Origin of the sequence: Erythrobacter tepidarius (assembly GCF_002155695.1) — a bacterium.
Lineage (GTDB): Bacteria > Pseudomonadota > Alphaproteobacteria > Sphingomonadales > Sphingomonadaceae > Erythrobacter > Erythrobacter tepidarius.
On record NZ_MUYJ01000005.1, the window covers coordinates 1 to 24569 of the forward strand.

General features: G+C 66.1%; 24 protein-coding genes and 1 tRNA gene. 13 read left to right on the forward strand and 12 right to left on the reverse strand.

Translation table 11 applies throughout. The features are described 5' to 3' along the window. The 4 genes from tnpC to BZF61_RS05755 all read right to left on the reverse strand — a co-directional run. The coding region (gene tnpC / locus BZF61_RS05740; RefSeq protein WP_086617424.1) for an IS66 family transposase at positions 1 to 1098 on the reverse strand (1098 nt) is incomplete at its 3' end. Positions 1099 to 1158: 60 nt separating this feature from the next. Then, on the reverse strand, positions 1159 to 1500 hold the full coding sequence (tnpB, locus tag BZF61_RS05745; protein WP_086616938.1) for an IS66 family insertion sequence element accessory protein TnpB: 342 nt from the start codon (positions 1498 to 1500) through the stop codon (positions 1159 to 1161). Next, positions 1497 to 1874, reverse strand: a complete 378-nt coding sequence (gene tnpA / locus BZF61_RS05750; protein WP_086616937.1) for an IS66-like element accessory protein TnpA — start codon at positions 1872 to 1874, stop codon at positions 1497 to 1499. The genes tnpB and tnpA overlap by 4 nt, the downstream gene beginning before the upstream one ends. Before the next feature lie 451 nt (positions 1875 to 2325). Continuing rightward, positions 2326 to 2400 (reverse strand) — tRNA-Thr (locus BZF61_RS05755). A 74-nt stretch (positions 2401 to 2474) separates the two neighbouring features. Between BZF61_RS05755 and BZF61_RS05760 the strand changes: the two genes are divergently transcribed. From BZF61_RS05760 to BZF61_RS05800, 9 genes are read left to right on the forward strand one after another with little or no spacing between them, the layout of a single operon-like run. Next, entirely contained in the window at positions 2475 to 2681 is a 207-nt protein-coding gene (locus BZF61_RS05760) for a hypothetical protein (protein WP_086617696.1), read from the forward strand. Between the two features lie 34 nt (positions 2682 to 2715). Beyond that, positions 2716 to 3402 carry a 2,3-diphosphoglycerate-dependent phosphoglycerate mutase gene (gpmA, locus tag BZF61_RS05765; protein ID WP_086617697.1) on the forward strand — a complete coding sequence of 229 codons (687 nt, stop codon included), beginning with the start codon at positions 2716 to 2718 and terminating at the stop codon, positions 3400 to 3402. Beyond that, positions 3402 to 3893, forward strand: a complete 492-nt coding sequence (gene purE / locus BZF61_RS05770; protein ID WP_086617698.1) for a 5-(carboxyamino)imidazole ribonucleotide mutase — start codon at positions 3402 to 3404, stop codon at positions 3891 to 3893. Before gpmA ends, purE begins: the two co-directional genes overlap by 1 nt. Beyond that, positions 3893 to 4960, forward strand: coding sequence for a 5-(carboxyamino)imidazole ribonucleotide synthase (locus BZF61_RS05775; protein ID WP_086617699.1), 1068 nt, complete (start codon positions 3893 to 3895; stop codon positions 4958 to 4960). The genes purE and BZF61_RS05775 overlap by 1 nt, the downstream gene beginning before the upstream one ends. A gap of 5 nt (positions 4961 to 4965) precedes the next feature. Continuing rightward, on the forward strand, positions 4966 to 5472 hold the full coding sequence (locus tag BZF61_RS05780) for a dihydrofolate reductase (RefSeq protein ID WP_245804534.1): 507 nt from the start codon (positions 4966 to 4968) through the stop codon (positions 5470 to 5472). Then, entirely contained in the window at positions 5472 to 6413 is a 942-nt protein-coding gene (locus BZF61_RS05785; protein WP_086617700.1) for a bifunctional riboflavin kinase/FAD synthetase, read from the forward strand. The genes BZF61_RS05780 and BZF61_RS05785 overlap by 1 nt, the downstream gene beginning before the upstream one ends. Next, the gene (gene ileS, locus BZF61_RS05790; protein WP_086617701.1) at positions 6406 to 9390 is read left to right on the forward strand and encodes an isoleucine--tRNA ligase; all 2985 of its coding nucleotides are present in this window, start codon (positions 6406 to 6408) and stop codon (positions 9388 to 9390) included. The genes BZF61_RS05785 and ileS overlap by 8 nt, the downstream gene beginning before the upstream one ends. Next, positions 9387 to 9914, forward strand: a complete 528-nt coding sequence (gene lspA, locus BZF61_RS05795) for a signal peptidase II (protein ID WP_086617702.1) — start codon at positions 9387 to 9389, stop codon at positions 9912 to 9914. Before ileS ends, lspA begins: the two co-directional genes overlap by 4 nt. Before the next feature lies 1 nt (position 9915). After that, positions 9916 to 10329, forward strand: a complete 414-nt coding sequence (locus BZF61_RS05800) for a DUF3035 domain-containing protein (RefSeq protein ID WP_086617703.1) — start codon at positions 9916 to 9918, stop codon at positions 10327 to 10329. Positions 10330 to 10469: 140 nt separating this feature from the next. On the opposite strand, the gene BZF61_RS05805 is transcribed toward BZF61_RS05800, so the two are convergent. Continuing rightward, the gene (locus BZF61_RS05805; protein WP_086617983.1) at positions 10470 to 11777 is read right to left on the reverse strand and encodes a hemolysin family protein; all 1308 of its coding nucleotides are present in this window, start codon (positions 11775 to 11777) and stop codon (positions 10470 to 10472) included. A gap of 184 nt (positions 11778 to 11961) precedes the next feature. Here BZF61_RS05805 and BZF61_RS05810 point away from each other — a divergent pair, with 184 nt between their 5' ends. Next, positions 11962 to 12657: a YiaD family glycine zipper/OmpA-like lipoprotein gene (locus BZF61_RS05810; RefSeq protein WP_086617704.1), complete on the forward strand. Its 696-nt coding sequence runs from the start codon at positions 11962 to 11964 to the stop codon at positions 12655 to 12657. Between the two features lie 175 nt (positions 12658 to 12832). Here the strand turns inward: BZF61_RS05810 and BZF61_RS05815 are convergent, their stop codons facing one another. After that, on the reverse strand, positions 12833 to 13609 hold the full coding sequence (locus tag BZF61_RS05815; RefSeq protein ID WP_086617705.1) for a 3'(2'),5'-bisphosphate nucleotidase CysQ: 777 nt from the start codon (positions 13607 to 13609) through the stop codon (positions 12833 to 12835). A 113-nt stretch (positions 13610 to 13722) separates the two neighbouring features. Here BZF61_RS05815 and sucC point away from each other — a divergent pair, with 113 nt between their 5' ends. Next, positions 13723 to 14922, forward strand: coding sequence for an ADP-forming succinate--CoA ligase subunit beta (gene sucC, locus BZF61_RS05820; protein WP_086617706.1), 1200 nt, complete (start codon positions 13723 to 13725; stop codon positions 14920 to 14922). 106 nt (positions 14923 to 15028) lie between these two features. Here the strand turns inward: sucC and BZF61_RS05825 are convergent, their stop codons facing one another. Beyond that, positions 15029 to 15544: a DUF6265 family protein gene (locus BZF61_RS05825; protein WP_086617707.1), complete on the reverse strand. Its 516-nt coding sequence runs from the start codon at positions 15542 to 15544 to the stop codon at positions 15029 to 15031. 210 nt (positions 15545 to 15754) lie between these two features. Between BZF61_RS05825 and BZF61_RS05830 the strand changes: the two genes are divergently transcribed. Together BZF61_RS05830 and BZF61_RS05835 are read left to right on the forward strand one after the other, a co-directional pair. Further along, positions 15755 to 16501 carry an electron transfer flavoprotein subunit beta/FixA family protein gene (locus BZF61_RS05830; protein ID WP_086617708.1) on the forward strand — a complete coding sequence of 249 codons (747 nt, stop codon included), beginning with the start codon at positions 15755 to 15757 and terminating at the stop codon, positions 16499 to 16501. Positions 16502 to 16535: 34 nt separating this feature from the next. After that, entirely contained in the window at positions 16536 to 17465 is a 930-nt protein-coding gene (locus tag BZF61_RS05835; RefSeq protein ID WP_086617709.1) for an electron transfer flavoprotein subunit alpha/FixB family protein, read from the forward strand. Positions 17466 to 17521: 56 nt separating this feature from the next. Here the strand turns inward: BZF61_RS05835 and BZF61_RS05840 are convergent, their stop codons facing one another. From BZF61_RS05840 to BZF61_RS05860, 5 genes are all read right to left on the reverse strand, one after another. After that, the gene (locus tag BZF61_RS05840) at positions 17522 to 17737 is read right to left on the reverse strand and encodes a hypothetical protein (protein ID WP_086617710.1); all 216 of its coding nucleotides are present in this window, start codon (positions 17735 to 17737) and stop codon (positions 17522 to 17524) included. A gap of 110 nt (positions 17738 to 17847) precedes the next feature. Continuing rightward, positions 17848 to 19155 carry a DUF445 domain-containing protein gene (locus BZF61_RS05845; RefSeq protein WP_086617711.1) on the reverse strand — a complete coding sequence of 436 codons (1308 nt, stop codon included), beginning with the start codon at positions 19153 to 19155 and terminating at the stop codon, positions 17848 to 17850. Between the two features lie 48 nt (positions 19156 to 19203). Then, complete coding sequence (locus BZF61_RS05850) at positions 19204 to 22770, reverse strand: efflux RND transporter permease subunit (protein ID WP_086617712.1); 3567 nt, start codon at positions 22768 to 22770, stop codon at positions 19204 to 19206. Between the two features lie 63 nt (positions 22771 to 22833). Beyond that, the gene (locus tag BZF61_RS05855; RefSeq protein ID WP_086617713.1) at positions 22834 to 24024 is read right to left on the reverse strand and encodes an efflux RND transporter periplasmic adaptor subunit; all 1191 of its coding nucleotides are present in this window, start codon (positions 24022 to 24024) and stop codon (positions 22834 to 22836) included. Between the two features lie 201 nt (positions 24025 to 24225). Then, positions 24226 to 24492 (reverse strand): GlsB/YeaQ/YmgE family stress response membrane protein, encoded by a 267-nt coding sequence (locus tag BZF61_RS05860; protein ID WP_086617714.1) that lies wholly within the window; start codon positions 24490 to 24492, stop codon positions 24226 to 24228. Positions 24493 to 24569: the final 77 nt, after the last annotated feature.

Sequence of the window (24569 nt, forward strand, 5' to 3'; positions counted from 1 at the left end):
GGCCAGCTCGAAGAACTTGCGCCTCGCATGGGCGAAGCAGCCTGCCTCGAGCACGGGGCCGGGGTCGCGTCCTTCGCGATAGAGGTCGTTGTAGCCGCTATAGGCATCGGCCTGTAGGATCCCGGACCAGCCTGCGAGATGGGCTTGCGGGTGCTCGCCGCGCCGATCGCGCGAGTAGTGGAACAGCGCCGCCGGTGGATCAGACCCGGCGAACGGCCGATCATCGCGGACGTAGACCCATAATCGGGCCACATCGGTCTTGCCCTTGGCCATGACCGGCACGGTGGTATCGTCGCCGTGGATGCGGTCTGCAGCCAGAACGTGCGCCTCGATCAGCTTGTAGATCGGCATCAGCGCGTGAGCAGCGGCGCCGACCTGATCGGCCAGGGTCGAGAGACTGAGCGGCACGCCTTCGCGAGCGAACCGCTCGGCCTGACGGTTGAGGGGCTGATGCTGCCCATACTTCTCGAACAGCAGCATGGCGAGAAAGCTGGGCCCGGCCCATCCGCGGGGCACCACATGGAAAGGAGCGGGGGCCTGAGCGATCTTCTCGCAGTCCCGGCACGCAAACTTCTCCCGGACCGTCTGGATCACCTTCCACGAGCGCGGGATGACCTCGAGCGTCTCGGTGACGTCCTCGCCGAGCTTGGACAGCCGGTCCCCACCGCAGGCCGGGCAGGAACAGGGGGCAGGCACCACCACGCGCTCGCGGGGGAGGTGCTCGGGGAACGGCTTCCTTGCCGGGCGCTTGCGCTCGAAGGCAGTGACCGTGGTGGTCTTCGCTGCCGCTTCCTCGGCAATCAGATCGTCCTCGGTGGCGTCAGCCTCGAGCTCTTCGAGCTGCAGCTCCATCTGACCCAGCAGGCGTCGGCTGCGCTCGGCGCTGGGGCCATACTGCTCGCGCTTCAGCTTGGCGATCTGCAGCTTGAGGTGAGCGATCAGCGCCTCGATGGCGCTCTGGTGGGCCATGGCGTTGGCGAGCTTGGCCGTGGCAGTGGCAGCGTTCTGCTCGGCCTCCTCGGCTCTGCGGGCCATCGTCGCCACCAGCGCCTTGAGCGCTTCAACGTCGTCTGGCAGGGGCGAGATGGCGGCTTCCACAGGAGAGATGGAATCATGTTCCACCCTCTGCCGCAAGGGCAAAACACCGCCTTGCGACGATTATCCTGCGCTCTGCGGCCGCCACGTATACTGGGGGTTCCTCCAGTCGATCCCCTCCAGCAGGCAGGCCAGCTGCGAGGGGGTCAGCGACACCGTTCCCTCCTTGGCCGACGGCCATACGAACCGGCCCTTCTCGAGCCGCTTGGCGTAGAGCGACATGCCGATCCCGTCGTGCCATATGATCTTGATCAGCGAGCCCGCGCGGCCGCGGAATACGAACAGATCCCCGCCATGCGGATTACGCTTCAGGCCCTGCTGCACCAGCAGTGCCAGGCCCTGCATGCCCTTCCTCATATCCGTGTGGCCCAGCGCGATCCACACCCGCGCGCCGGAAGGGATCATCGCAGAGCCTTCAGCGCGGCAGCGACCAGCGCCGGCGATGCCGCAGCGAAAACGCTCAGCCGCTTGCCGCGTGGCAGGTCGATGATCATCGCCGGGTGCTCGGCAGCGCTGACCGGCACCGCGTCCCCGTCGATCACCGCTTCGGCGAATACCGGCGTGGGAAGCGCATCCGGCGCCTCGGCCTCCTGCGCCGCGCCTGCATCGAGCAACTTGCGCCGCCAAGTGTAGATCAGCGCCGAGGAGATATCGTGCCGCCGACACACCTCGGCAACGCAGGCGCCAGGCGCGAACGCCTCGGAAAGGATCCGCAGCCGTTCTTCCTCGCTCCACCGGCGCCGCCGCTCCGGCCCCGAAAATACCGTCACCTGACCCATCGACCACTCCTAAGCGCGCTCAAAAGAGCACGCTAAAGAGCGCTCGCTACCTACCCGCGCAAGGCGGCCCCCGCCGGATGGATACCCGATTCTGGGGAATAGAAGCTGCGATCCGTCGCGTAGGGTGTGTACCGTTTCCAACTATCCGGCCGCCACCAGCGTATGACCTGCCATCGCCCTAAACGACCTGCCGCAATGGTCGCTAGGATCATTCGCGCCAGCGCGCCATGAGCGAGCAGAAAGCATCGAATGGACATTAATTCTGCGCGGTGACGCATTCAGGCAGAGAGCGAAACTGCACTGAACTGCAATTAATTTTGTGCGGCGCGTGTCTGTCAGGGAGACCAATTCGGGCCTTCAAGAAGCCGCCTTAGGCTTCACGTTTCCGCCCCCCGTTTTCCGTACTCATTACGTACCTCGGGGCGGGCTGCCACCTAAGTGGCTGAATTACTGGTGCTGCTGGGGAGGATTGAACTCCCGACCTCACCCTTACCAAGGGTGCGCTCTACCACTGAGCTACAGCAGCGCCGGAAACAGGCGCGCCCTATTGTCGCGCCTCGGAGCAATGTCAACGCTCTTGTTGCGCTTTCGCTTTGCCACTTGAGCGCCCGGCGCGATAAGGCCAAGGCGTTTCTCATGCGTGAAGATGTCAGCAAGAAAATGTCCCGCCAAGAACGGCTCGCGGCGAAACTGCGCGAGAACTTGCGGCGGCGCAAGGCGCAGGCGCGGGCGGTCGCCGGCGCGGGGGCCGATTCGGCTGCGCCGGATGCAACAGAATCGCTTCCCAATCCTGCGCGCGAAAGCTAACCCCCCGCCCTCACCGCTCAGACGGAAACAGACCATGCCCAAGCTCATCCTTGTTCGCCACGGCCAGAGCCAGTGGAACCTCGAAAACCGCTTCACCGGCTGGTGGGATGTCGATCTGACCGCGCAAGGCGTGGCCGAGGCCATCGCCGCCGGCGAGCTGCTCAAGGCCAAGGGCGTGCTGCCGACCTACGCCTTCACCTCGCTCCAGACCCGCGCGATCAAGACGCTGCATCTGGCGCTGGAAGCAGCGGGCCGCCTGTGGATCCCGGAGGTCAAGGACTGGCGGCTGAACGAGCGGCACTATGGCGGACTGACCGGCCTCGACAAGGCCGAGACGGCGGCCAAGCACGGCGATGAACAGGTGAAGATCTGGCGCCGCAGCTTCGACATTCCCCCGCCGGTGCTGGAAGCCGGCAGCGCGTTCGATCTCTCCGGCGACCCGCGCTATGCCGGCATCGCGATCCCGAACACCGAAAGCCTCAAGCTCACCATCGAGCGGGTGCTGCCCTATTGGGAAAGCACCATCCTGCCGGTGATCGCCAGCGGGGAGACGGTGATCATTGCCGCCCACGGCAATTCCCTGCGCGCCCTGGTCAAGCACCTTTCGGGCATTTCCGACGCGGACATCACCGAGCTCGAGATTCCCACCGGCCAGCCGATCATCTATGACTTCGATGGCGGCGCGGTGACGGGCGCCCGCTACTACCTGAAGGATTCATGATGGAACAGGCCGGGGGACGCGTCGCGATCGTGATGGGCAGCCAGTCGGACTGGCCGACCATGAGGGCCGCCGCCGCTGTGCTGGACGAGCTCGAAGTGCCCTACGAGGCGCGGATCGTCTCGGCCCACCGCACCCCCGACCGCATGGTCGCCTTTGCCAAGGGCGCAGAGGGCGAGGGCTTCGATGTCATCATCGCCGGGGCCGGCGGCGCAGCGCACCTGCCGGGCATGATCGCCAGCATGACCCATCTGCCGGTGCTGGGGGTGCCGGTGGAGTCCAAGGCGCTGATGGGCATGGATAGCCTGCTGTCGATCGTGCAGATGCCGGGCGGGGTTCCGGTCGGCACGCTGGCAATCGGCGAGGCGGGGGCGAAGAACGCCGGATTGCTCGCCGCATCGATCCTCGCGCTGAGCGACAAGGATCTCTCCGAACGCCTGCAGGACTGGCGCGCGGCCAATAGCGCGGCGGTCGGCGAAATGCCGGAAGACTGATGCTGCCCCCAGGTTCCACCATCGGGATTCTCGGCGGCGGCCAGCTGGGACGGATGCTGGCAATGGCGGCAATGCAGCTCGGCTACCGTTGCCTTGGCTATGCGCCGCCGGGCGACAATGTCGCGGCGGATGCCTGCGCCGATTTCTTCGAGAACGGCTGGGGTGACCGTCAGGCGCTGGCCGCCTTCGCCGCGAAGTGCGATGTGGTGACCTGGGAATTCGAGAACGTGCCGCTCTCGGCGGTCGCGGCGATTCCGGCAAACCTGCTCGCCTGCCCGACGCGTGCACTCGAAGTGGCGCAGGACCGGCTGAACGAAAAGGGCTTCATCGCCCAGCTCGGCGGCAGATCGGCCCCCTATGCGCGGGTCGAGAGCGACGAGGACTATGCCCGCGCGATCGCCACCGTCGGCACCCCCGGCATCCTCAAGACCGCGCGCGACGGTTATGACGGCAAGGGCCAGTGGCGCATCGCCTCCGAGCGTGAGGCAAGCGGCGTGCGCTTCCCCGGCAAGCCCTGCATCTACGAGGGGCTGGTGGCATTCGAGGCCGAATTCTCGGTGATCCTCGTGCGCTCGACGGCAGGCGAGCTGCGGTTCTGGGATTCGACCGCCAACCACCACGAGGGCGGGATGCTGGCCCAGTCGCTGCTGCCCGCCGGCGCGCTGATCGAGGCGCAGGTGCCCGCCGCGCGCGCGCTTGCCGCGAAGACCGCGCAGGCGCTGGGCTATGTCGGGGTGCTGACGCTCGAGTTCTTCGCCACCAAGGACGGCCCGGTGTTCAACGAAATGGCGCCGCGGGTGCACAATTCGGGCCACTGGACCATCGAGGGCGCGGCCACCAGCCAGTTCGAGAACCACATCCGCGCGATCTGCGGGCTGCCGCTGGGCGGCACCGCGACGCGCTTTGCCAGCATCGACATGCGCAACATCGTCGGCGCAGACGCGCTCACCGCGCACAGCATCCTGTCGGAACCGGGCGAGCCGCACTTGCACCTCTATGGCAAGCGCGAAGCGCGCGAGGGGCGCAAGATGGGCCACGTCACCCGCGTGGGGCAGGCGCTGAGGTGAAGGCACTGGTGAACCCCGAAATCGTCCTGATCTATGCCCGCGCGGCCAATGGCGCGATCGGCTATGAGGGCGATCTGCCCTGGCGCCTGCCCGCCGATCTCAAGCGTTTCAAGGCGTTGACCATGGGCAAGCCGATGATCATGGGCCGCAAGACCTTCGAGAGCCTGCCCGGCCTGCTCCCCGGCCGTCGCCACATCGTGCTCTCGCGCCACGATGGCTTTGCGGCGCAGGGGGTGGAGATGGCCGGATCGGTCAAAGAGGCGCTCGCGCTCGCGGCCGAAGGCAATGAGAGTGGCAAAGTCGCGGTGATCGGCGGTGCGGCGATCTATGACCTGTTCATGCCGCTCGCCCACCGTATCGAACTCACGCAGATCCACGCGGATTACGCGGGGGATACCTTCATGCCCGAACCGGGCCGCGAATGGGTGCTGACCGGGCGGGAGGATCATGCGGCGGACGGCGCGCATCCGGCGTTTTCCTTCCTCACCTTCCGGCGCGCGGGGGCTGCCTGATGCGCTGGCTCGATCACCGCAAACCTATTCCGCCCGCGCTGCGCGGCGCGGTCATCGCGCTGGGCAATTTCGACGGGTTCCATCGCGGGCATCAGGCCGTGGCGGGCGAGGCGATCGCCTGGGCCAAGGCCGAGGGCCGCCCCTCGATCATCGCCACCTTCGATCCCCACCCGGTGCGCTTCTTCAAGCCCGATGTGCCGCCCTTCCGTCTGACCACGCTCGAACAGCGGCAGGAACTCTACCTCGCGGCGGGCGCAACCGCGATGCTGGTGTTCCACTTCGATGCCGCGCTCGCCGGCACCAGTGCGGAGGATTTCATCAAGACGATCCTCCTCGACCGCTTCGGCGCGCACGGGGTGGTGACGGGCGGCGATTTCACCTTCGGCAGGCAAGCGAAGGGCAATGTCGCGCTGCTGCGCACCCTTGGCGGGGAATTGGGCCTCAAATCGCGGGTGGTCGAGGCCGTGGCGGAAGGGGGCGAGGTCGTCTCCTCCAGCCGTATCCGGCAGGCGCTGCGCGACGGCGATCCGCAGCTGGCCGCCCGGCTGCTGTCCCGCCCTTTCGCGATTCGCGGCATCGTCGAGCATGGCGACAAGCGCGGGCGCACCATCGGCTATCCCACCGCCAACGTGTCGATCGACAACTACCTGCGCCCCAAATACGGCATCTACGCGGTGACCGGGCGCATTCTCGCCACCGGCGAGGTGCTCCACGGCGCGGCCAATATCGGCATCCGCCCGCAGTTCGAGCCGCCCAAGGAGCTGCTGGAGCCCTATTTCTTCGACTTCTCCGGCGATCTCTACGGGCAGGAGATCGAAGTCGCCTTTCACCATTACTTGCGCGGCGAGGCGAAGTTCGATTCGCTCGCGGCGCTGATTGCGCAGATGGACAAGGATTGCGCCGAGGCGCGGCGGCTTCTAAGCGCCTCCAGCCATGACTGACGAGACGATGCAGCGCGATTACCGGGACACCGTCTTCCTGCCGAAGACCGATTTTCCCATGAAGGCCGGCCTGCCCCAGAAGGAGCCGGGCATCGCCGCGCGCTGGGAGCAGATCGGCCTCTATGATGCGCTGCGCAAGGCGCGTCGCGGGCGCGAGAAGTTCATCCTCCACGATGGCCCGCCCTACGCCAATGGCGACATGCATATCGGCCATGCGCTCAACCACATCCTCAAGGACATGGTCTGCCGCACCCAGAACCTGCTGGGCAAGGACGCGCCCTATGTGCCGGGCTGGGACTGCCACGGGTTGCCGATCGAATGGAAGGTCGAGGAGCAATACCGCAAGGAGAAGAAGGCCAAGCCCGTGCTCACAGGCAGCGGGCGTGACGAGGCGGCGGTCAAGGCCTTCCGCGACGAATGCCGCGCCTATGCCCAGCATTGGGTCGACACGCAGCGCTCGCAGCTCAAGCGCCTCGGCATCATGGCCGATTGGGACCACCCCTACCTCACCATGCAGAAGGAGAGCGAGGCGGTGATCGTCGCCGAGCTGCTCAAGCTGGCCGAGGCGGGGAACCTTTATCGCGGCTCGAAGCCGGTGATGTGGTCCCCCGTCGAACAGACCGCGCTGGCCGAGGCGGAGGTCGAATACGAGGACATCACCTCGACCCAGATCGACGTGGCGTTCGAGATTGTCGAAAGCCCGATCCCCGAGCTGGTCGGCGCCCACGCGGTGATCTGGACGACGACGCCGTGGACGATCCCGGTGAACCAGGCTTTGGCTTACGGGCCGGAGGTTGAGTATGCCGAGTGCACCATTCAGATCGGCGTGTCAGTCACTGGCGATCTTCGCATGGATGTTGAACTCGCCAACCATCCGCTCGGGAATATCGCTGATCGACGGGTGATCATCGCCAAAGATTTGGTTGAGGAGGTCAGCAAAAGGCTTGATCGCCAAGCGAAGAGCCTTGCCCCCCAACAAGAGGGAGCGGAACTAAGGTGTGGCCTTCGGACTGATAGGATACTTCCTGCCGGTTCACTGGAGGGCATGAAGGTCCGCCACCCGATGCACCATCTCGGCGGGTTCTACGCGACCCCGCGCCCGCTGCTCCCCGGCGACTTCGTCACCACCGATAGCGGCACCGGCCTCGTCCACATGGCGCCCGATCACGGCGAGGACGACTTCGCGCTGTGCAAGGCGCACGGGATCAACCCCGTCTTCGCGGTGATGGAGGACGGGCGCTACCGCGACGACTGGGGCTGGCTGGGCGCGGCGGACGAGCGGCGCATGAGCGTCATCAACCCCAAGTTCAACGCGCCCGACGGCCCGATCTGCTCGGACCTGCGCGAAGCGGGCGCGCTGCTCGCCGCGAGCGCGGACTACGCGCACTCCTACCCCCACTCGTGGCGGTCCAAGGCCAAGGTGATCTTCCGTGCTACGGCGCAATGGTTCGTGCCGATGGACAAGCCGCTCGCCCCGACCGATCCGACTAAGGTGACCTTTGGCAAAGCCATGCTCCCGGTCGGCGGCAGCGAGGGCAAAACCCTGCGCGAGACCGCGCTGGCGGAAATCGGTCGGGTAAAATTCATCCCGGAAAAAGGCCGCAACCGCATCGGCGCGATGGTCGAAGGGCGGCCCGACTGGGTGCTCAGCCGCCAGCGCGCCTGGGGCGTGCCGATCACGCTCTTCGTGCGGGCCGATGGCTCCTACCTGCAAGACCCGGAAGTCAACGCCCGCATCGTCGCGGCGGTGAAGGCCGAAGGGATGGACGCGTGGAACAGCGCCAACAAGGCGGCCTTCCTCGGCCCCGATTACGACCCTGCCGAATTCGAGATGGTCACCGACATTCTCGACGTGTGGTTCGATTCGGGCTGCACCCACGCCTTCGTGCTGGAGTCGGGCCGCTGGCCCGACCTGCGCTGGCCCGCGGACCTCTACCTCGAAGGCTCGGACCAGCATCGCGGCTGGTTCCAGTCCTCGCTGCTGCAATCGAGCGCCACGCGCGGCCGGGCACCCTATGACCAGGTCTTGACCCACGGCTTCACCATGGATGCCCTGGGCAAGAAAATGTCCAAGAGCCTCGGCAACACGGTCGATCCGCTCAAGGTGATGGAGACCTACGGCGCGGACATCATCCGGCTGTGGGCGCTGAGTGTCGATTTCACCGAGGATCACCGGATCGGCGATGAAATCCTCAAGGGCGTGGGCGACCAGTATCGCAAGCTCAGGAACACCTTCCGCTACCTCTTGGGCGCGCTCGACGGGTTCAGCGAAGCAGAGCGCGTCCCTTACGCAGCGATGCCCGAGCTTGAACGCTATGTGCTCGACAAGCTGTTCCGGCTTGATGTGACCGTGCACAGCGCCATCACATCCTATGATTTCAATGAATATGTCCGCGCGCTGACCGAGTTCTGCAACGAAGATCTTTCGGCCTTCTTCTTCGATATCCGCAAGGATTGTCTCTATTGCGACGATCCGGCAGACACGCGGCGCATGGCCTATCGCACGGTGCTCGACATCCTGTTCGAGCGCCTGATCCGCTATGCTGCGCCGGTTCTCGTATTCACGGCCGAGGAAGTATGGCTGAGCCGCCATCCCGAGGGCGACAGCGTCCACCTCCTCGAAATCGATCAGGCGCCCAAAAGCTGGCAAGACCATGACCTGGCATTCAAGTGGGACTCGCTGCGTGCCCTGCGCGATTGCGTCAACGAAGCGATCGAGCCGTTGCGCCGCGACAAGACCATCCGTTCCAGCCTTGAGGCCGAAGTCGTGGTGCCCGGCAAAGCCGTGCCCGAAGGCGTCAGCGACGTGGCTCTGGCCGAACTGTTCATCACCGCGACAGTCACGCGCGGGCAGGGCGACAGTGTGATCATCACCAAGACATCGCACCACAAGTGCGGCCGCTGCTGGCGGCATTTGCCCGATGTGGCGCATGACGGGGCATTGTGCTCCCGTTGCCAAGCAGTTGTCGGTTCATGAGCGGCTTGTTCGCCCGCAACCGGCTGATCGGGCTGGCACTGGCGGCGCTGGTGGCGATCGTCGACCAGGCGGTGAAGGCCTACATCATCGGCCCGCTGGCGCTGCGTGATGTGGGGCGCATCGATCTGCTGCCCTTTTTCGATCTCACCTATACCGAAAACCGCGGCATCTCCCTCGGGATGCTGCAGGCGACCGACATGGAAATGCGCTGGATGCTGGTGGCGACGACCGCGTTGATCGCGCTGGTCGTGCTGGTGTGGATGATGCGCGAGAAGGCGATGGGCGAGATCGCAGGACTTGCGCTGATCCTCGGCGGTGCGCTGGGCAATATCCGCGACCGCTATGATCTGGGCTATGTCATCGACTATGCCGACTTCCACATCGGCACCTTCCGCCCCTTCCTGATTTTCAACATAGCCGACGCCGCGATCACTATCGGGGTCGTCATAATCCTTGCCCGCAGCCTGTTCGTGCGCGACAAGGGCGAAACCGCAACCGGGGATGTGTCCCATGGAGAGACTTGAGATGCATAAACTTGCACCCGTGATCCTGCTGGCCGGCGCATCGGCGATGCTGGCCGCGTGCGGCGCCGGTGGCGGTGTTTTCAACCGCGACCGGCCCGACGAATTCGCGGTGCAGCGCCAGGCCCCGCTGGTGGTGCCGCCCGATTTCACGCTTACCCCGCCCGCGCCCGGCGCGCCGCGTCCGAACGAGGGCACGGCGTCCGAGCAGGCCCTCGAAGCCCTGTTCGGCGGCCCCGCCCCGCGCAGCCGGATCGAGGCGAGCGTGATTGATCGGGCCGGCAGCGCCGCACCGAGCATCCGCAGCACCGTCGGGGATACCGGCACCAACACCGTCGCCAAGGGCCGCGTTACCCGCGACATCATCGCCGCCCCGGAAGGTGACGGTCAGGCGGCATCCACCGTAATTCCGTCCTGATCTGCGCCGGGTCTTCCGGCCCGCGAGATCAGCCGTTCGTGTTCTTGCCCCCAAGGCCGGGCGGCGCACGTGCTTGCAGCTTGGCCTTTGCCGCGCAATCCGCTGCGCGGCCCTTTCCGGCACCCGGCGGAGCGCCGGTACTACGCCCCTGCGTCGCCCAAGCGGGTCACCAGCAGCTTGTCGATGCGGCGGCCGTCCATGTCGATCACCTCGAAACGCCAGCCCTGATCGATGAAATGCTCGCCTTCCTGCGGCAGCTTCTTGAGCACCGACAGAGCATAGCCCGCCGCCGTTCCGAACTCGCGGTGCTCGCCATATTCCAGCCCCAGCCGGTCTGCCAGCGCATCGGCTGACAAGGAACCGGCCACCAGCAGCGAGCCGTCCTCGCGCTCCACCACCTGCGGCAGATCGCCCTCGTCCTGATCGCTGGCGAAGGTGCCGACGATCGCGGTCAGCAGATCGACCGGGGTAACGATGCCTTCGAAGTGGCCATATTCATCGTGCACCACCGCCATCGCCACTTCGGAGGATTGCAGGACGCGCAATGCGTCCATCGCGTCGAGCTGGTCGGGCACCACCTCCACCCGGCGCATCATCGCGCGGATCGAGATCTGCTTGCCGGCAACCATCGCCGCCAGCACCTCGCGCACCTTGACCACACCGAGGATCGTATCGGGAGAACCCGCGGCCACCGGCAGCAGCGAATGCGGGCTGTCCTCGATGGTCTGGCGGATCTCGTCCCTGTCGGCATCGGCGTCGATCCAATCGACTTCTGTGCGCGGGGTCATCATCTCGCGCACCGGGCGCTCGGCAAGGCGGACGACGCCGGTGAGGATCTGGCGCTGCTCGGCCTCGATCACCCCCGAACGGGTCGCCTCGGCGAAGATCATCTGCAATTCCTCGGCCGTGACTGAAGCTTCGCCCCGTTCGCGCAGGCCGAACAGCGCGATCAGCGCCGCCGAGCTCTTGTCGAGCAGCCATACCAGCGGCGCCGCAGCGCGTGCCATCCAGGCCATCGGGCGCGCCATCACCAGCGACACCGGCACCGCCGCGCGCAGCGCCAGCTGCTTGGGGACGAGCTCTCCGACGATCAGGCTGACATAGGTGGTTAAGGCGATCACCAGCGCAAACCCGCTCTCGTCGGCATACTTGCGGGGCAGGCCGAGCCATGCGAGCCTTTCGCCCACCGGCCCGCCCAGGCTCGCGCCCGAATAGGCGCCGGCGATGATGCCGATCAGGGTGATGCCGATCTGCACCGTCGAGAGGAACTTGCCAGGGTCGGCCGCCAAGGCGATCGCGGTGCGCGCGCCGGCAGAACCCGCTTCCGCCCGCGCTTCGAGTGCGCTGGTCTTGGCCGAGACGATCGCGAGTTCGGACATGGCGAAGACGCCGTTGAGCACGATCAACCCGATGATGATCGCAAGGTCGGTCCATGGAAAAGGTGTCACGCCCACTGCGCTACCACAAAAGCGCGCCCGTGCCAGCAGCGTGATGCGCCGGCCGGCAGCGCCATTGCGTTCAACCTGCATCAATCTGCCGCAGCCCAAGGCGCAAGGCGCAAGCGGCGGATTTCCTTGTCGTCAACTGATCGGCATGGCATCCTTTGCAACCAACCAGAGGGAGGTAAGCCTAATGACTTTTTCACGTATCCTGCTTTCGAGCACCGCCGCGCTGGCACTGCTGGGCACCACGGCCTGTGTTACCGATCCGAATACCGGCGAGAAGAAAATCTCGCGGACCGCGATCGGCACCGGCCTCGGCGGCACGCTCGGCTACCTCCTCGGCGGGGCGATCGGGGGCGATGCCGGTCGCATCATCGGCGCCGGCATCGGCGGTTCGGCGGGCGCGATCATCGGCAAGCAGTATGACGATCAGATCCGCGAGCTGAAGGAACAGACCGCCGGCAGCGGCGTCGATGTCGAGGAAATCGGCGATCAGGACGCGATCCTCGTGCGCCTGCCCGACGGGGTGACCTTCGCCACTGGCTCGGCAGCGATCAACCCCGGCTTCTATGATACGCTCAACAGCGTGGCCGAGACGCTGATCAAGTATCCCAATAGCCTGATCGATGTTTACGGCTTCACCGACACCACGGGCTCGCCGGCAACCAACCAGCGCCTGTCGGAACAGCGGGCGCAGGCGGTAGCCGATTACCTCGCCGCGCGCGGTGTCGCCCGCGCCCGCATCGCCACACAGGGCTTCGGGGAAAGCTACGATTATCTGCGCGTCAAGACGGCCGACAACGTCAACGAACCGCTCAACCGCCGGGTCGAAATCAAGATCATCCCAGTCAGCCAGGACGACGTGCGCGCGGCCCGCGGCAACTGAGTATTCCGGAGCGGGGTCGGCTCGGCAGCCCCGTTTCCTCGCTCACCCGGCCCGAAAGCCGCATCGCCCTGGGGCGCGGTTACACTTGGCCCCTTCGGCTTGGAAACCGACCTTGCGGGCCAGCCTCAGGGCTGGCCCGTTTCCGTTCCGCACCCGCATGGTTGCGCCTGGCGCTTCAACGCAGCGCCTTGGCCCGCTCCGCCAGCCGCTCGACCGCGGCGGCGTGGATCGCAGGCGAGCACACCAGCACCCCGAAATCGCGCGGGTCGTGCTTGTTGTAGGCGAGCGGACGGCCGAAGGCATCGCTCACCTCTGCCCCCGCCTCGCGCGCGATCAGGGTTGCGGCGGCGATGTCCCATTCGTAACCCCAGCGCAAGGTAGCGACGAGATCGGCGCGGTCATCGGCCACCATCGCGATCCTGAGCGCGATCGCATTGGGCTGCTCGACCGCCACGAGATCGCTGTCCTCCTTGGGCAGGGTGTGGGCGGGCACCCGCGCCCCGGCAAATGTCGTGCGCCGGCTGGCCCGGATCGGCCGACCGTTGAGCCACGCCCCCTGTCCTGCCTGGGCCAGCCATTCCTCGCCCCGCGCCGGGGCAGAGAGCATACCGATCAGCGGCTTGTTGGCGCTCACCAGCGCCACCGACACCGCCCAGCCATCGCGTCCGCGCACGAAATCGCGCGTGCCGTCGATCGGATCGACCAGCCAGATAAGCCCGCTCGCAGTGCGCTGCTTGTCGTCGGCGGTTTCCTCCGACAGCCAGCCCGCCGCAGGCAGCAGCAGGCGCAGCTCGCGCTTGAGGAAGCGGTCGACCTCGAGATCGGCCTCGCTCACCGGGTTGTTGGGGCTCTTGTCCCAGCTGGTCAGCGCGTGGCCTGCCCCCGGCCAGCGCGAATGGGCGATGCGGCCCGCCTCGCGGACAATCTCTTCAAGGCGGAACCTGTCAATCATGAGAGGCTCGCTGTTGCGCCTGCACAGGATACTTTTCAAGAGGGTCGATCCGTGCTTAGGCGCCGCGTGGACGAACCTCTCCCGAAGACAGGCATTAAAGGGATCGATACGCAATGAACGTTCACGAATATCAGGCCAAGGAACTGCTGGCGCAGCACGGGATCGCGGTGCCCGCAGGCCATGCCGCGCTCAGCGTCGCAGAAGCGGTGGAAGCCGCCAAGAAGCTGCCGGGGCCGCTCTATGTCGTGAAGGCGCAGATCCACGCGGGCGGACGCGGCAAGGGAAGGTTCAAGGAACTCGGCCCGGACGCCAAGGGCGGTGTCCGCCTCGCCAAGAGCCTTGAGGAAGTGGAAGCCCATGCCAAGGAAATGCTCGGCAAGACGCTGGTCACCGTCCAGACGGGCGAAGCGGGCAAGCAGGTGAACCGCCTCTACATCACCGATGGCGTCGATATCGCCAGGGAATACTACCTTTCGCTGCTGGTCGACCGTGCGAGCGGGCGCGTGGCCTTCGTCGTTTCGACCGAGGGCGGGATGGACATCGAGACCGTGGCGCATGACACGCCCGAGAAGATCACCACTTTCACGATCGATCCGGCGCAGGGCTTTCAGCCGCACCACGGCCGGGCAGTGGCCTTTGCGCTCAAGCTCAAGGGCGATCTCAACAAGCAGGCGCAGAAGCTCGCCAAGCAGCTCTACGATGCTTTCATGGCAACCGACTGCGCGATGCTCGAAATCAACCCGCTGGTTGAAAGCGAAGATGGCAAGCTGCTCGTGCTCGACGCCAAGATGAGCTTCGATGGCAACGCGCTCTACCGTCACCCCGAGATCGAAGCCCTGCGCGACGAGACCGAGGAAGACCCGGCCGAAGTCGAAGCGAGCGCATATGACCTCGCCTACATAAAGCTCGATGGCAACATCGGCTGCATGGTCAACGGCGCGGGCCTTGCGATGGCAACGATGGACATCATCAAATTGAACGGCGCCTTCCCGGCAAACTTCCTCGACGTGGGCGGCGGCGCCACCACCGAGAAGGTGACGGCGGCGTTCAAGATCATCCTCAAGGACCCGGCGGTCGAGGGCATTCTCGTCAACATCTTCGGCGGGATCATGAAGTGCGACGTGATCGCCAATGGCATCGTGGAGGCGGCCAAGGAGGTCAACCTGCAGGTGCCGCTGGTGGTGCGCCTCGAAGGCACCAACGTGGCCGAAGGCAAGGCGATCCTCGCCAATTCGGGCCTCCCGATCGTGCCCGCCGACAACCTTGGCGACGCCGCGCGCAAGATCGTGGCCGAGGTGAAGAAGGCGGCTTGATCTGAGCTTCGCCCGCCCCCGGGCGGGCATCCTCGCTGCCGTTCCTCGCCTTGGTCGGCCCGCTGCGGGCGCGCCGGCGCGCTTGCGGTCGCTGGCACGACCGGGGTCAGGGCTGGATGAAGCGCCTGAACCGGAACACCAGTTCGTGCGGCTTCGGCGTGTCGCTCTTCATCCGCACCGCGATCAGCATCCCGCCCTCGCCATCGCAGCGATAGGTCACGGCGCTGAAATAAAGTGCGCAAGGCTCCGCCGAAAGCAGACGGAAGCTGAGCATCCCGTCCTTCTCCTCCCACCCGGTCAGATCGGGGTTGAAGTGCTTGAGCCGCAGCACCAGCGAGCCTTCGTGCTCCATCAGATACATGTGTTCGGTGAACATGATCCCGCCCTCGGGCGTTTCCTGCACGAAGCTGCCAACCATGGTGTCGCCCGAGGGTGGCAGCCAGTCTTCGTGCGCCTCAGCCCCCGCAATACCTGTGCCGCTCCACTGGCCGACCAGCCATGTCGCCGCGTCGATCGTGGCAGGGGGCGAGACGAAATCCGGTTCACCCACCCGCGTTTCCTGCGCGATCACCGGCTGCGCGCCCAGCAGCGCCAGAACCGCGGCCCATCTTCTTATCAGCATCGCTTCGCCCTCCCCCGCTGAAAAGCTAGGCCCGGCAGCGCGCGGGGTCAATCACTGGCGATATGAAGGCTTGACCGGTGCGGGCATGGCGGCAAGTGTCAGGCGCGCGGCGCTTGCGTTCAGCCGGGCAGATTAGCTTGACGTTTACGTAAAGGCCAGCTAGGCCGCGCCGGTTATTTCGGACCATCCATTCGCAAGGAAGGAAGCCCCATGAAGATCCTCGTCCCCGTCAAGCGGGTGATCGATTACAACGTCAAGCCGCGGGTCAAGGCCGATGGCACCGGCGTTGATCTGGCCAATGTCAAGATGAGCATGAACCCGTTTGACGAGATCGCGGTCGAGGAAGCCATCCGCCTCAAGGAAAAGGGCGCGGCGACCGAGATCGTCGCCGTCTCGATCGGCCCGGCCAAGGCCCAGGAAACCCTGCGCACCGCGCTGGCCATGGGGGCTGACCGTGCGATCCTCGTCGAAACCGACGAAGAGGTCGAGCCGCTGGCGGTGGCCAAGATCCTCAAGGCGATTGCCGACGAAGAACAGCCGGGCCTGGTGATCCTCGGCAAGCAGTCGATCTCGGATGATTCGAACCAGACCGGCCAGATGCTCGCCGCGCTGATGGGCCGTCCGCAGGGCACCTTTGCCAACACCGTCGAAGTCGATGGCGACAGCGTGGTGGTCAAGCGCGAAGTCGATGGCGGCCTGCAGACCGTCAAGCTCGCGCTGCCCGCGATCATCACCACCGACCTGCGCCTCAACGAGCCGCGTTATGCCAGCCTGCCGAACATCATGAAGGCCAAGCAAAAGCCGCTCAGCGTCAAGACTCCGGGCGATTACGGCGTCGACATCGCCCCGCGCCTCAAGACCCTCAAGGTTGCCGAACCGCCGGTGCGCCAGGCGGGCGAAAAGGTCGCCGATGTCGCCGCGCTGGTCGAGAAGGTCAAGGCGCTCGGCCTCGCGTAAGCGCGCCGCGTCTCAAGGATAAGGAAGATTCGAGATGAAGACTCTGGTTCTCGTCGAACATGACAACACCAAGCTGAACGACGCGACGCTGCCGGTGGTCACCGCGGCATCGAAGCTCGGCGAAGTGCACCTGCTGGTGGCTGGTCACAATTGCGGCAGCGTGGCGGAAGCCGCGGCGAAAATCGCGGGCGTGGCCAAGGTCCACGTCGCGGACGATCCGGCCTATGCCCACGGCCTCGCTGAAAACGTCGCCCCGCTCGCAGCCGGCCTGATGGCCGATCATGACGCCTTCCTCGCCCCCGCCACCACGAGCGGCAAGAACATCGCCCCGCGCGTCGCTGCCCACCTCGACGTGATGCAGGTGTCCGAAATCCTCTCGGTCGAAGGCCCCAAGACCTTCACCCGCCCGATCTACGCCGGCAACGCCATCGCCACGGTCGAAAGCACCGACGCCAAGCTGGTGATCACCGTGCGCGGCACCGCTTTCGAAAAGGCGGCGAGCGAGGGCGGTTCTGCCGCGATCGAAGCCGTGAGCGGCCCCGGCGATGCCGGCATCTCGAGCTTCGTCGGCGCGGAGATCGCCAAGAGCGAACGTCCGGAACTGACCAGCGCCAAGGTGATCGTCTCGGGCGGGCGCGCGCTCAAGGACGCGGAAACCTTCGAAGCCGTGATCACCCCGCTCGCCGACAAACTCGGCGCCGCGATCGGCGCGAGCCGCGCGGCGGTCGATGCGGGCTATGTGCCGAACGACTATCAGGTGGGCCAGACCGGCAAGATCGTGGCGCCGGAAGTCTATTTCGCCATCGGCATTTCGGGCGCGATCCAGCACTTGGCGGGGATGAAGGATTCGAAGGTCATCATCGCCATCAACAAGGACGAGGACGCGCCGATCTTCCAGGTCGCGGATATCGGCCTCGTCGCGGACCTGTTCACCGCCGTGCCGGAGCTGACCGCGGCGCTGTAACGAGCGATCGGACACCAACAGCCGAAAAAGCGAAGCCTCCGGTAGATTTCCGCAATTCACCGGGGGCTTTCCTTTAGGTCGCCCTTTCGGTCGATAACCGCACCCAAAGGCGCGCCGCGCCGGCGCAATTGCCGCGCCCTCGGCTGCCGGATCGCCAATTTCTTCACCGAACGCTGGCATGTCGCCATCCGGGAAGAGAGCATCGCCCATGCGCGGGTGAGCGTCAGCCCCGAAGCGACGGTGGAGGACTGCGCCATCATCAACGCGGCCATTGCAGGCTGGCGGAAACGACCCGGGTGCAAGCCGATGCCGGGCATCCGCTGCGAACCGCGCACAATATCGAGGGCACGGCGATGCGGCCCCATCTTGGCGAAAGCATCAGCTATTGGGTGTTGAGCACCGTGGTGAAGAAGTGCAGCCCCATCCCCACCAGCCCGCCCACCAGCGTGCCGTTGATGCGGATGAACTGGAGGTCGCGCCCCACCGCGCCCTCGACGCGGGCGGTGATGGTGGTCGCGTCCCAGCGCTTGACCGTTTCCGACACCAGCCGGACGATCTGATCGCCATAACGGGTGGCGACACCCACCATGGTGCGGCGGGCGAAGCGGTTGATCTGGTGTTGCAGCCGCGCGTCCTGCTGGAGCGCGTGGCCGAGTTCGGCGAGCATATTGCGCATTTCCTCGCCCATCCCGCTTTCGGGATCGCGCGCGCGGCGGATCAGCGACTGGCGGATGCGCTCCCACACCCCGGTCCACCACACCGCAACCGCCGGATTGGCGATCAGATCGCGCTTCATCTCTTCGACCTTGGCGCGGGTCTCGGGATCGTGCTGCAAGTCCTGGCCGAGCTTCGCCAGACCTTCCTCGATCTTGCCGCGCAGGGGGTGATCGGGGTTGACCAGCACCTCGGCCAGCAGCTTGTAAAGCCCGTCCAGCACGCTCGAGGAGATGGTCTTGTCGAGGCCCGCCCAACGCAGCACCCCGGAAACGCGCTGATGGATGATCTCGCGCAGGGTCTCCTCATTGTCCTCGATGGTGAGGCCTGCCCACCTGACAAAGCCATCGATCAGCGGGATGTGGCGACGGTCGGCCATCGCGGTCTCGATCATCCGGCCCGCCAGCGGGGCAATGTCGAGTTTGGCGAGCTGGCCCGCGAGGCCGGCGCGCACCTGGTTGCCGAGCCGGTCTGGGTCGAGGCTTTCGAGCACCTCGGCCAGCAGTTCCGCCGCGCCCGAGGTGATGCGCGAGCGTTGGTCGATCTGGCCGTCTGCCCCGCGCGCGGGCGAAGCGGCGAGAAACTCTCCCGCCGCCCTGGCAATATTCATGCCCGACATCCGCCGTGCCACCACGGCGGGGGTGAGAAAGTTCTCGCGCAGGAACTGCGCCATGGTGTCGGCAATGCGATCCTTGTTTTCAGGGATGATCGCGGTGTGCGGAATCGGCAGGCCAAGCGGGTGACGGAACAGCGCCGTGACCGCGAACCAGTCGGCCAGCCCGCCCACCATCGCTGCCTCGGCGAAGGCGTTGACATAGCCCCACGCCGGATGCGCGGCGACCAGCCCATGGGTGGCGATGAAGAGCGCCGCCATCGCGGCCAGCATTCCGGTCGCCGTCCATCGCATCTGGCGCGCGCGGTCGACCGTCAGCGGCTGGCCGCGAAAGGTGAGAGGAATGGGGTGACGCGTCGGCATTATTCCGGCCTTAACCCGCGGGGCCTGTCCGCGTCACGCTTTTGTCGCTCACTCGGCCGGTTCGCCGCCCGGATGCAGCCCCCGTCCCTGCACCCCACCGCCAGCCATGGGAAGATCGGGCTGGGGCGCACCGAGCCGACGGCTGTCGTCCCCCGGCCTGTAGGTCAGCAGCCGCTCGCGCAGCCACGGTCCGATGCGTTTCTCGATGCCATCGGCGAGACTGAAACCGGCCGGCACGATCAGCAGCGTGAGCAGGGTGGAAAGCACCAGTCCGCCGATCACCACCACGCCCATCGGCTGACGCCACGCGCCGTCGCCCGATAGCGACAAGGCAACCGGCACCATTCCGGCGGTCATCGCCACGGTGGTCATCACGATCGGCTGGGCGCGCTTGTGCCCCGCGTCCATGATCGCCTCGCGCTTGCTGACGCCCTTGGCCATCTCCTCGATCGCGAAGTCGATCAGCAGGATCGAGTTCTTCGAGACGATGCCAAGCAGCAGCAGGATGCCGATATAGACCGGCATCGATTGCGGCTGTCCGAACAACCAGATCAGCAGCACCCCGCCGAGCGGCGCGAGCGCCAGCGAGGTCATGTTGACCAGCGGGCTCATGAGGCGCTTGTAGAGCAGCACAAGCACCGCAAACACCAGCAGCACACCGGAAATGATCGCGATGATGAGGTTCTGGATCAGCTCGGCCTGCCATTGCTCCTCGCCAACCGCGTCGCGGATCACGCCGAGCGGCAGGTTCTGCAACACCGGCAGCGCATCGATCTGGGCCTGCGCCTCGCCCTTGAGCACGCCGGCTGCAAGGTCCGCACCCACCAGCACGCGGCGATTCTGGTTATAGCGCTGGATCGCGGTCGGGCCGGAACCGAAAGTGATGTCGGCAACCCGGCTCAAGGGCACCGATCCGCCATTGCTCGTGGGCACAGGCAGGTTCTCGATGGTGTGCAGATCGCCGCGCGCTTCCCCTGACAGGCGCACCATGATCGGAATCTGGCGATCCGACAGCGAGAAGCGCGCCGCGTTCTGCTCGATCTCACCCAGCGTCGCGATGCGGATCGTCTGCGACAACGCCGCGGTCGTCACGCCGAGTTCGGCGGCAATCTTGTCGCGCGGGGTGATGATGATCTCGGGACGGTTGAGATCGGCGCTGATCCGCGGGGCGACCAGCGAAGGCAGCCGCTTCATCTCCTCCACCAGCCGGGTCGCGGTCTGATCGAGCAGCACCGGATCGCTGCCCGCCAGCATCACCGTCATGTCGCGGCCCGAGCCGAAGCCCGCGCTCTGTGACTGGAAGCGCACGCGCGCATCGGGGATCTGGGCGAGCACCGGGGCCAGCTCGCGCTCGAACTGGATCGAGCTGCGCGCCCGATCTTCCTTGAGCTTGACGAAGATCGACGAGGTCTCGCCCAGCCGAATGCGTTCGAGCAGGCGTTCGACCTCGGGTTCCTGCCGCAGGCGATCGGCCACACCGTTGACGATGCGCTTGGTCTCGGCCAGCGTCGTGCCCGGCACGGTCTCGATCTCGACGCGGCTGTTTTCGTCGTCGATCGTGGGCTGGAACTGCGGCGGGGTCTGGCCGAACAGCAGGATCGTCATCAGGAACGAGAACCAGCCGATCGACAGCATCCACACGCGGTGATCATAGAAACGCGCGGTCATCCAGCGGATGCCCTGCGCAAATCGGCCCGCGCCGCTCGCCGGCCGCTCGATCAGCTTGAAGGTCAGCCAGCCGGCCAGCAGCGACAGTCCCGACACCAGCAGCACCTGCACGACATCGAAGAGCTTGAAGACGAGCTTGTAGGCGAGGCCGTTGCTGTCGCTCGAAACCGCGGTCGCGACGGCCTTGGGGATTTCCAGCCCGGCAATGCCCTTCCACGGCGGCGCAGCGCCCATGCCTGCGGCAACCGCGCCCGTGACCGAGCCACCGAAGGCCTCGAACAGCGTGAGCGCCGTGACCAGCAGCAGCGCGATCACCGTGAGCAGCAGGCCGGGAACATAGAGCGCGCGGCGGCGCGGCGCGGATATTCCGGCGCGCCTTGCGGCCATGCGCCCGGTGTCGAGCGTCCAGGCGAGCACCCGCATATAGGCATCGATCAGCGGCCCGCCGCCATGTTCGGCATGGCCCTTGGCCTTGAGGAAATAGGCCGCCATCAGCGGGGTCAGCATCCGCGCCACCGCCAGCGACATCAGCACCGCGACCACCACCGTGATCCCGAAGTTCTGGAAGAACTGGCCCGAAACGCCCGGCATCAGGCCGACCGGAAGGAACACCGCGACGATGCAGAAGCTGGTGGCGACCACCGGCAGGCCGATCTCGTCGGCGGCATCGATCGAGGCCTGGTAGGCGGTCTTGCCCATGCGCATGTGGCGCACGATGTTCTCGATCTCCACGATCGCATCGTCGACCAGCACCCCCGCCACCAGCGCGAGCGCAAGCAGCGAGAGGAAGTTGAGGTTGAATCCGAGCAGATCCATGAACCAGAAGGTCGGGATCGCCGAGAGTGGGATCGCCACCGCCGAGATGAAGGTCGCGCGCCAGTCGCGCAGGAACACGAACACCACCACCACCGCCAGCACCGCGCCTTCGACCAGCGCCCAGATCGAGCTTTCATACTGGTCGCGGGTGTAGGTGGTGTTGGTCGAGAGCTTGATGAACTTGATCCCGGGATTCTCCTTCTCGATCTGGTCCATTTCCTTGAGCGCAGCATCGTAGACGGCCAGATCCGAGGCGCCGCGCGCGCGGCTCATCGCGAAGTTGACGACTTCCTTGCCGTTCACTTCGCTGATCGAGGTGCGCTCGGAATAGCCGTCGCGCACCGTGGCGATATCGCCCAGCCGCACGGTGCGCCCGGCGCCGAGCGGGATCCGGGTCTGCGAGAGGGCATAGGCATCATCGGAATTGCCCAGCACGCGCAGCGATTGGCGGGTGCCGCCGATTTCGGCGAGACCGCCCGCGGCATCGAGATTGACCTGCCGCAGCACCGCGTTGATCTGCGAGGCAGTCACCCCGAAGGACTGCATCCGCGCCGGATCGAGGATCACCTCGATCTCCCGGTCAACCCCGCCGAAACGGTTGACCTCGGCCATGCCCTCGATCTTCAACAGGCGCTTGGCGACAGTGTCGTCGATGAACCAGCTGAGCTGCTCGATCGTCATGTCGTCCGCCTCGACCGCGACATAGCCGATCGGCTCGCCCACCACGTTGACCTTGCTGACCTGCGGTTCGAGAATGCCGTCGGGCAGGCTCCCGCGCACGCCGTCGATCGCGGTCTCGACCTCGTTCACCGCCTCGATCAGGTTGGTGCCGATCTCGAACTCGACAAAGGTCTGCGAACTGCCCTCGCGCGCGGTCGACTGGATCGAGTTGACCCCGTTGATCGATCGAATCGCGCTCTCGACACGCTGGGTGATCTGGTTTTCGATCTCGGTCGGCGAGGCACCGGGCTGGACAATCGACACGCGCACCGCCGGAAACTCGACATCCGGCTGATCGGTCACGTCCATCCGCAGGAAACTGACGATCCCCGCGAAAAGCAGCCCGGTGAAGAACACCAGCGGGATCACCGGATTGCGGATCGACCAGGCCGAGATGTCGCGGAGAGCCATAGAATTCCTGCCTGTTGCCTATCGTCCTGCCAGTTACGCGCAAGGCGCGCGTCCGGATGGATCCTACTTCCTCAGCGGTTGGGGATTGATCGTCTCGCCCGGATTGAGGAACCCGCCGGCACGCAGCACCACCTGCTCGCGGCCCGACAGACCTTCGGTGATGGCGATGCCCTGCTCGGTCACCGCGCCGGTCTTGACCGTGCGGCGCTCGGCCTTGTTGCCCTTGCCCACGACATAGACGAAGCTGCCCTTGCCATCGGCCAAGACCGCGCTTTCGGGCAGCACGGTCGCGGTGAAGCTGCCGCTGGAAAGGCGGGCGGTGGCAAAGCCGCCCGGCCGCAGTTCGGGCGCGAAGGACAAGGCGATGCGCGCCGTGCCCTGTCGCGTTGCCTGATCGATCACCGGCGAAAGCTGCCACACCTGTCCGGTGAATTCGCGCTTCGAGCCAGTCGGGATCACGGTTGCCAGAGCACCGACCGACAGGCCAGCGAGCTGTTCCTCGCTCACCTGCGCCAGCATTTCCATCTCGCCGCCCTTGGCGATGGTGAACAGCGCGCCGCTGCCCGGACCGACCGTCTGGCCGGGTTCGACATTGCGCTGGAGCACATAGCCCGAGGCCGGCGCCAGCACGTTGAGCCGATCATTGCGTGCCCGCAGTTCGCGCAGCTGGGCCTCGGCGACCTTGACCCGCGCCACGGCCGCATCGCGGGTGGCGGTCAGGCGGTCGACGTCGGCCTTGGACACGAAGCCGCGCGCCACCAGCTGCAACGCACGATCGAGATTGGCCTGGGCGAGATTGGCATCGGCCCGCGCAACCTCGATCTGGGCAGACTGCGCGGCGGCCTGCTGCACCTGCACCGAGCGGTCGATCACGGCGAGCACCTGGCCCTGCTCCACCCAGTCACCCGCATCGACGGTGACGCGCAGCACCTGCCCGCCTTCACCGACCACGCCCACCGGCATCGGCCGCCGTGCGGCGAGCGTGCCGGGGGCTTCAATGATACCGGCGACGGTGGTCTTGCCCGGCGTGATGACCGTGACCGAAGGCGCCTGCGAGTTGTCGTCCCCTGCCGGCACCGGCTCGCCCCCGGCCAGTGCGAAATAGGCCCCGATCGCCAGCAGCAGACCGAACAGGCCGATCCCGCCGACAAGCAGCCAACGCGGCACGATCGGCCGCGTCAGTGTGCGCGCACCGGTGAAATCGGCGGTCACCCCGTCAGCGGCTTCGGCGCGGATGGTGGTCTCGTAATTCATTCCTGTTCCCTTGCCGGAGCCGCCCCCTCACGCGCAGGCCCCGCCTCCAGAGTGTATTATCTCGATAAGTCACCGAGCGCAACGCCTGATAGGCGGCACGCAGGCCGCGAGCAATCCTTGCTTCGACGGGCGACTTTTAGGCCAGACGAAGGACGCCTGTGCAGGTTCCCGCAAGGGCCGCGAAAGTGGCGGCCTCTGCGACTAGCGCAAGCGGCCGCGCTTGATCAGATTGAGGATTCCGAGCAACACGCTCGCGCCGAGCACCGCCACCAGCAGGCCGGTGAGCGAGAATTCCTGCACGCTGCCGCTGATGCCGAGCAGCGGCCCGGCAATCGCATTGCCGATGACCGAGCCGACGCAGCCGACCACGATGTTGAGAAACACGCCCATCGAAGCGTCGCGCTTCATCAGCAGACTGGCCAACCAGCCCGCGATCCCGCCGACAACCAGTGCGATAATCCACCCCATTACAATCTCCCGCCGGGACGCGGGCCGGTCGCGGCGCGCGCTTCGGGCAGGATGATAACAGGTGCGACTGGAAATTG

Bases quoted from the DNA above. Each gene is read 5' to 3' on its own strand.
- tnpB (WP_086616938.1), bottom strand. From the start codon at position 1,500: ATGATCCCTTCCGGCGCGCGGGTGTGGATCGCGCTGGGCCACACGGAT.
- tnpA (WP_086616937.1), bottom strand. From the start codon at position 1,874: ATGGGTCAGGTGACGGTATTTTCGGGGCCGGAGCGGCGGCGCCGGTGG.
- gpmA (WP_086617697.1), top strand. From the start codon at position 2,716: ATGCCCAAGCTCATCCTTGTTCGCCACGGCCAGAGCCAGTGGAACCTC.
- purE (WP_086617698.1), top strand. From the start codon at position 3,402: ATGGAACAGGCCGGGGGACGCGTCGCGATCGTGATGGGCAGCCAGTCG.
- BZF61_RS05775 (WP_086617699.1), top strand. From the start codon at position 3,893: ATGCTGCCCCCAGGTTCCACCATCGGGATTCTCGGCGGCGGCCAGCTG.
- BZF61_RS05785 (WP_086617700.1), top strand. From the start codon at position 5,472: ATGCGCTGGCTCGATCACCGCAAACCTATTCCGCCCGCGCTGCGCGGC.
- ileS (WP_086617701.1), top strand. From the start codon at position 6,406: ATGACTGACGAGACGATGCAGCGCGATTACCGGGACACCGTCTTCCTG.
- lspA (WP_086617702.1), top strand. From the start codon at position 9,387: ATGAGCGGCTTGTTCGCCCGCAACCGGCTGATCGGGCTGGCACTGGCG.
- BZF61_RS05800 (WP_086617703.1), top strand. From the start codon at position 9,916: ATGCATAAACTTGCACCCGTGATCCTGCTGGCCGGCGCATCGGCGATG.
- BZF61_RS05810 (WP_086617704.1), top strand. From the start codon at position 11,962: ATGACTTTTTCACGTATCCTGCTTTCGAGCACCGCCGCGCTGGCACTG.
- BZF61_RS05815 (WP_086617705.1), bottom strand. From the start codon at position 13,609: ATGATTGACAGGTTCCGCCTTGAAGAGATTGTCCGCGAGGCGGGCCGC.
- sucC (WP_086617706.1), top strand. From the start codon at position 13,723: ATGAACGTTCACGAATATCAGGCCAAGGAACTGCTGGCGCAGCACGGG.
- BZF61_RS05825 (WP_086617707.1), bottom strand. From the start codon at position 15,544: ATGCTGATAAGAAGATGGGCCGCGGTTCTGGCGCTGCTGGGCGCGCAG.
- BZF61_RS05830 (WP_086617708.1), top strand. From the start codon at position 15,755: ATGAAGATCCTCGTCCCCGTCAAGCGGGTGATCGATTACAACGTCAAG.
- BZF61_RS05835 (WP_086617709.1), top strand. From the start codon at position 16,536: ATGAAGACTCTGGTTCTCGTCGAACATGACAACACCAAGCTGAACGAC.
- BZF61_RS05840 (WP_086617710.1), bottom strand. From the start codon at position 17,737: ATGGCCGCGTTGATGATGGCGCAGTCCTCCACCGTCGCTTCGGGGCTG.
- BZF61_RS05845 (WP_086617711.1), bottom strand. From the start codon at position 19,155: ATGCCGACGCGTCACCCCATTCCTCTCACCTTTCGCGGCCAGCCGCTG.
- BZF61_RS05850 (WP_086617712.1), bottom strand. From the start codon at position 22,770: ATGGCTCTCCGCGACATCTCGGCCTGGTCGATCCGCAATCCGGTGATC.
- BZF61_RS05855 (WP_086617713.1), bottom strand. From the start codon at position 24,024: ATGAATTACGAGACCACCATCCGCGCCGAAGCCGCTGACGGGGTGACC.
- BZF61_RS05860 (WP_086617714.1), bottom strand. From the start codon at position 24,492: ATGGGGTGGATTATCGCACTGGTTGTCGGCGGGATCGCGGGCTGGTTG.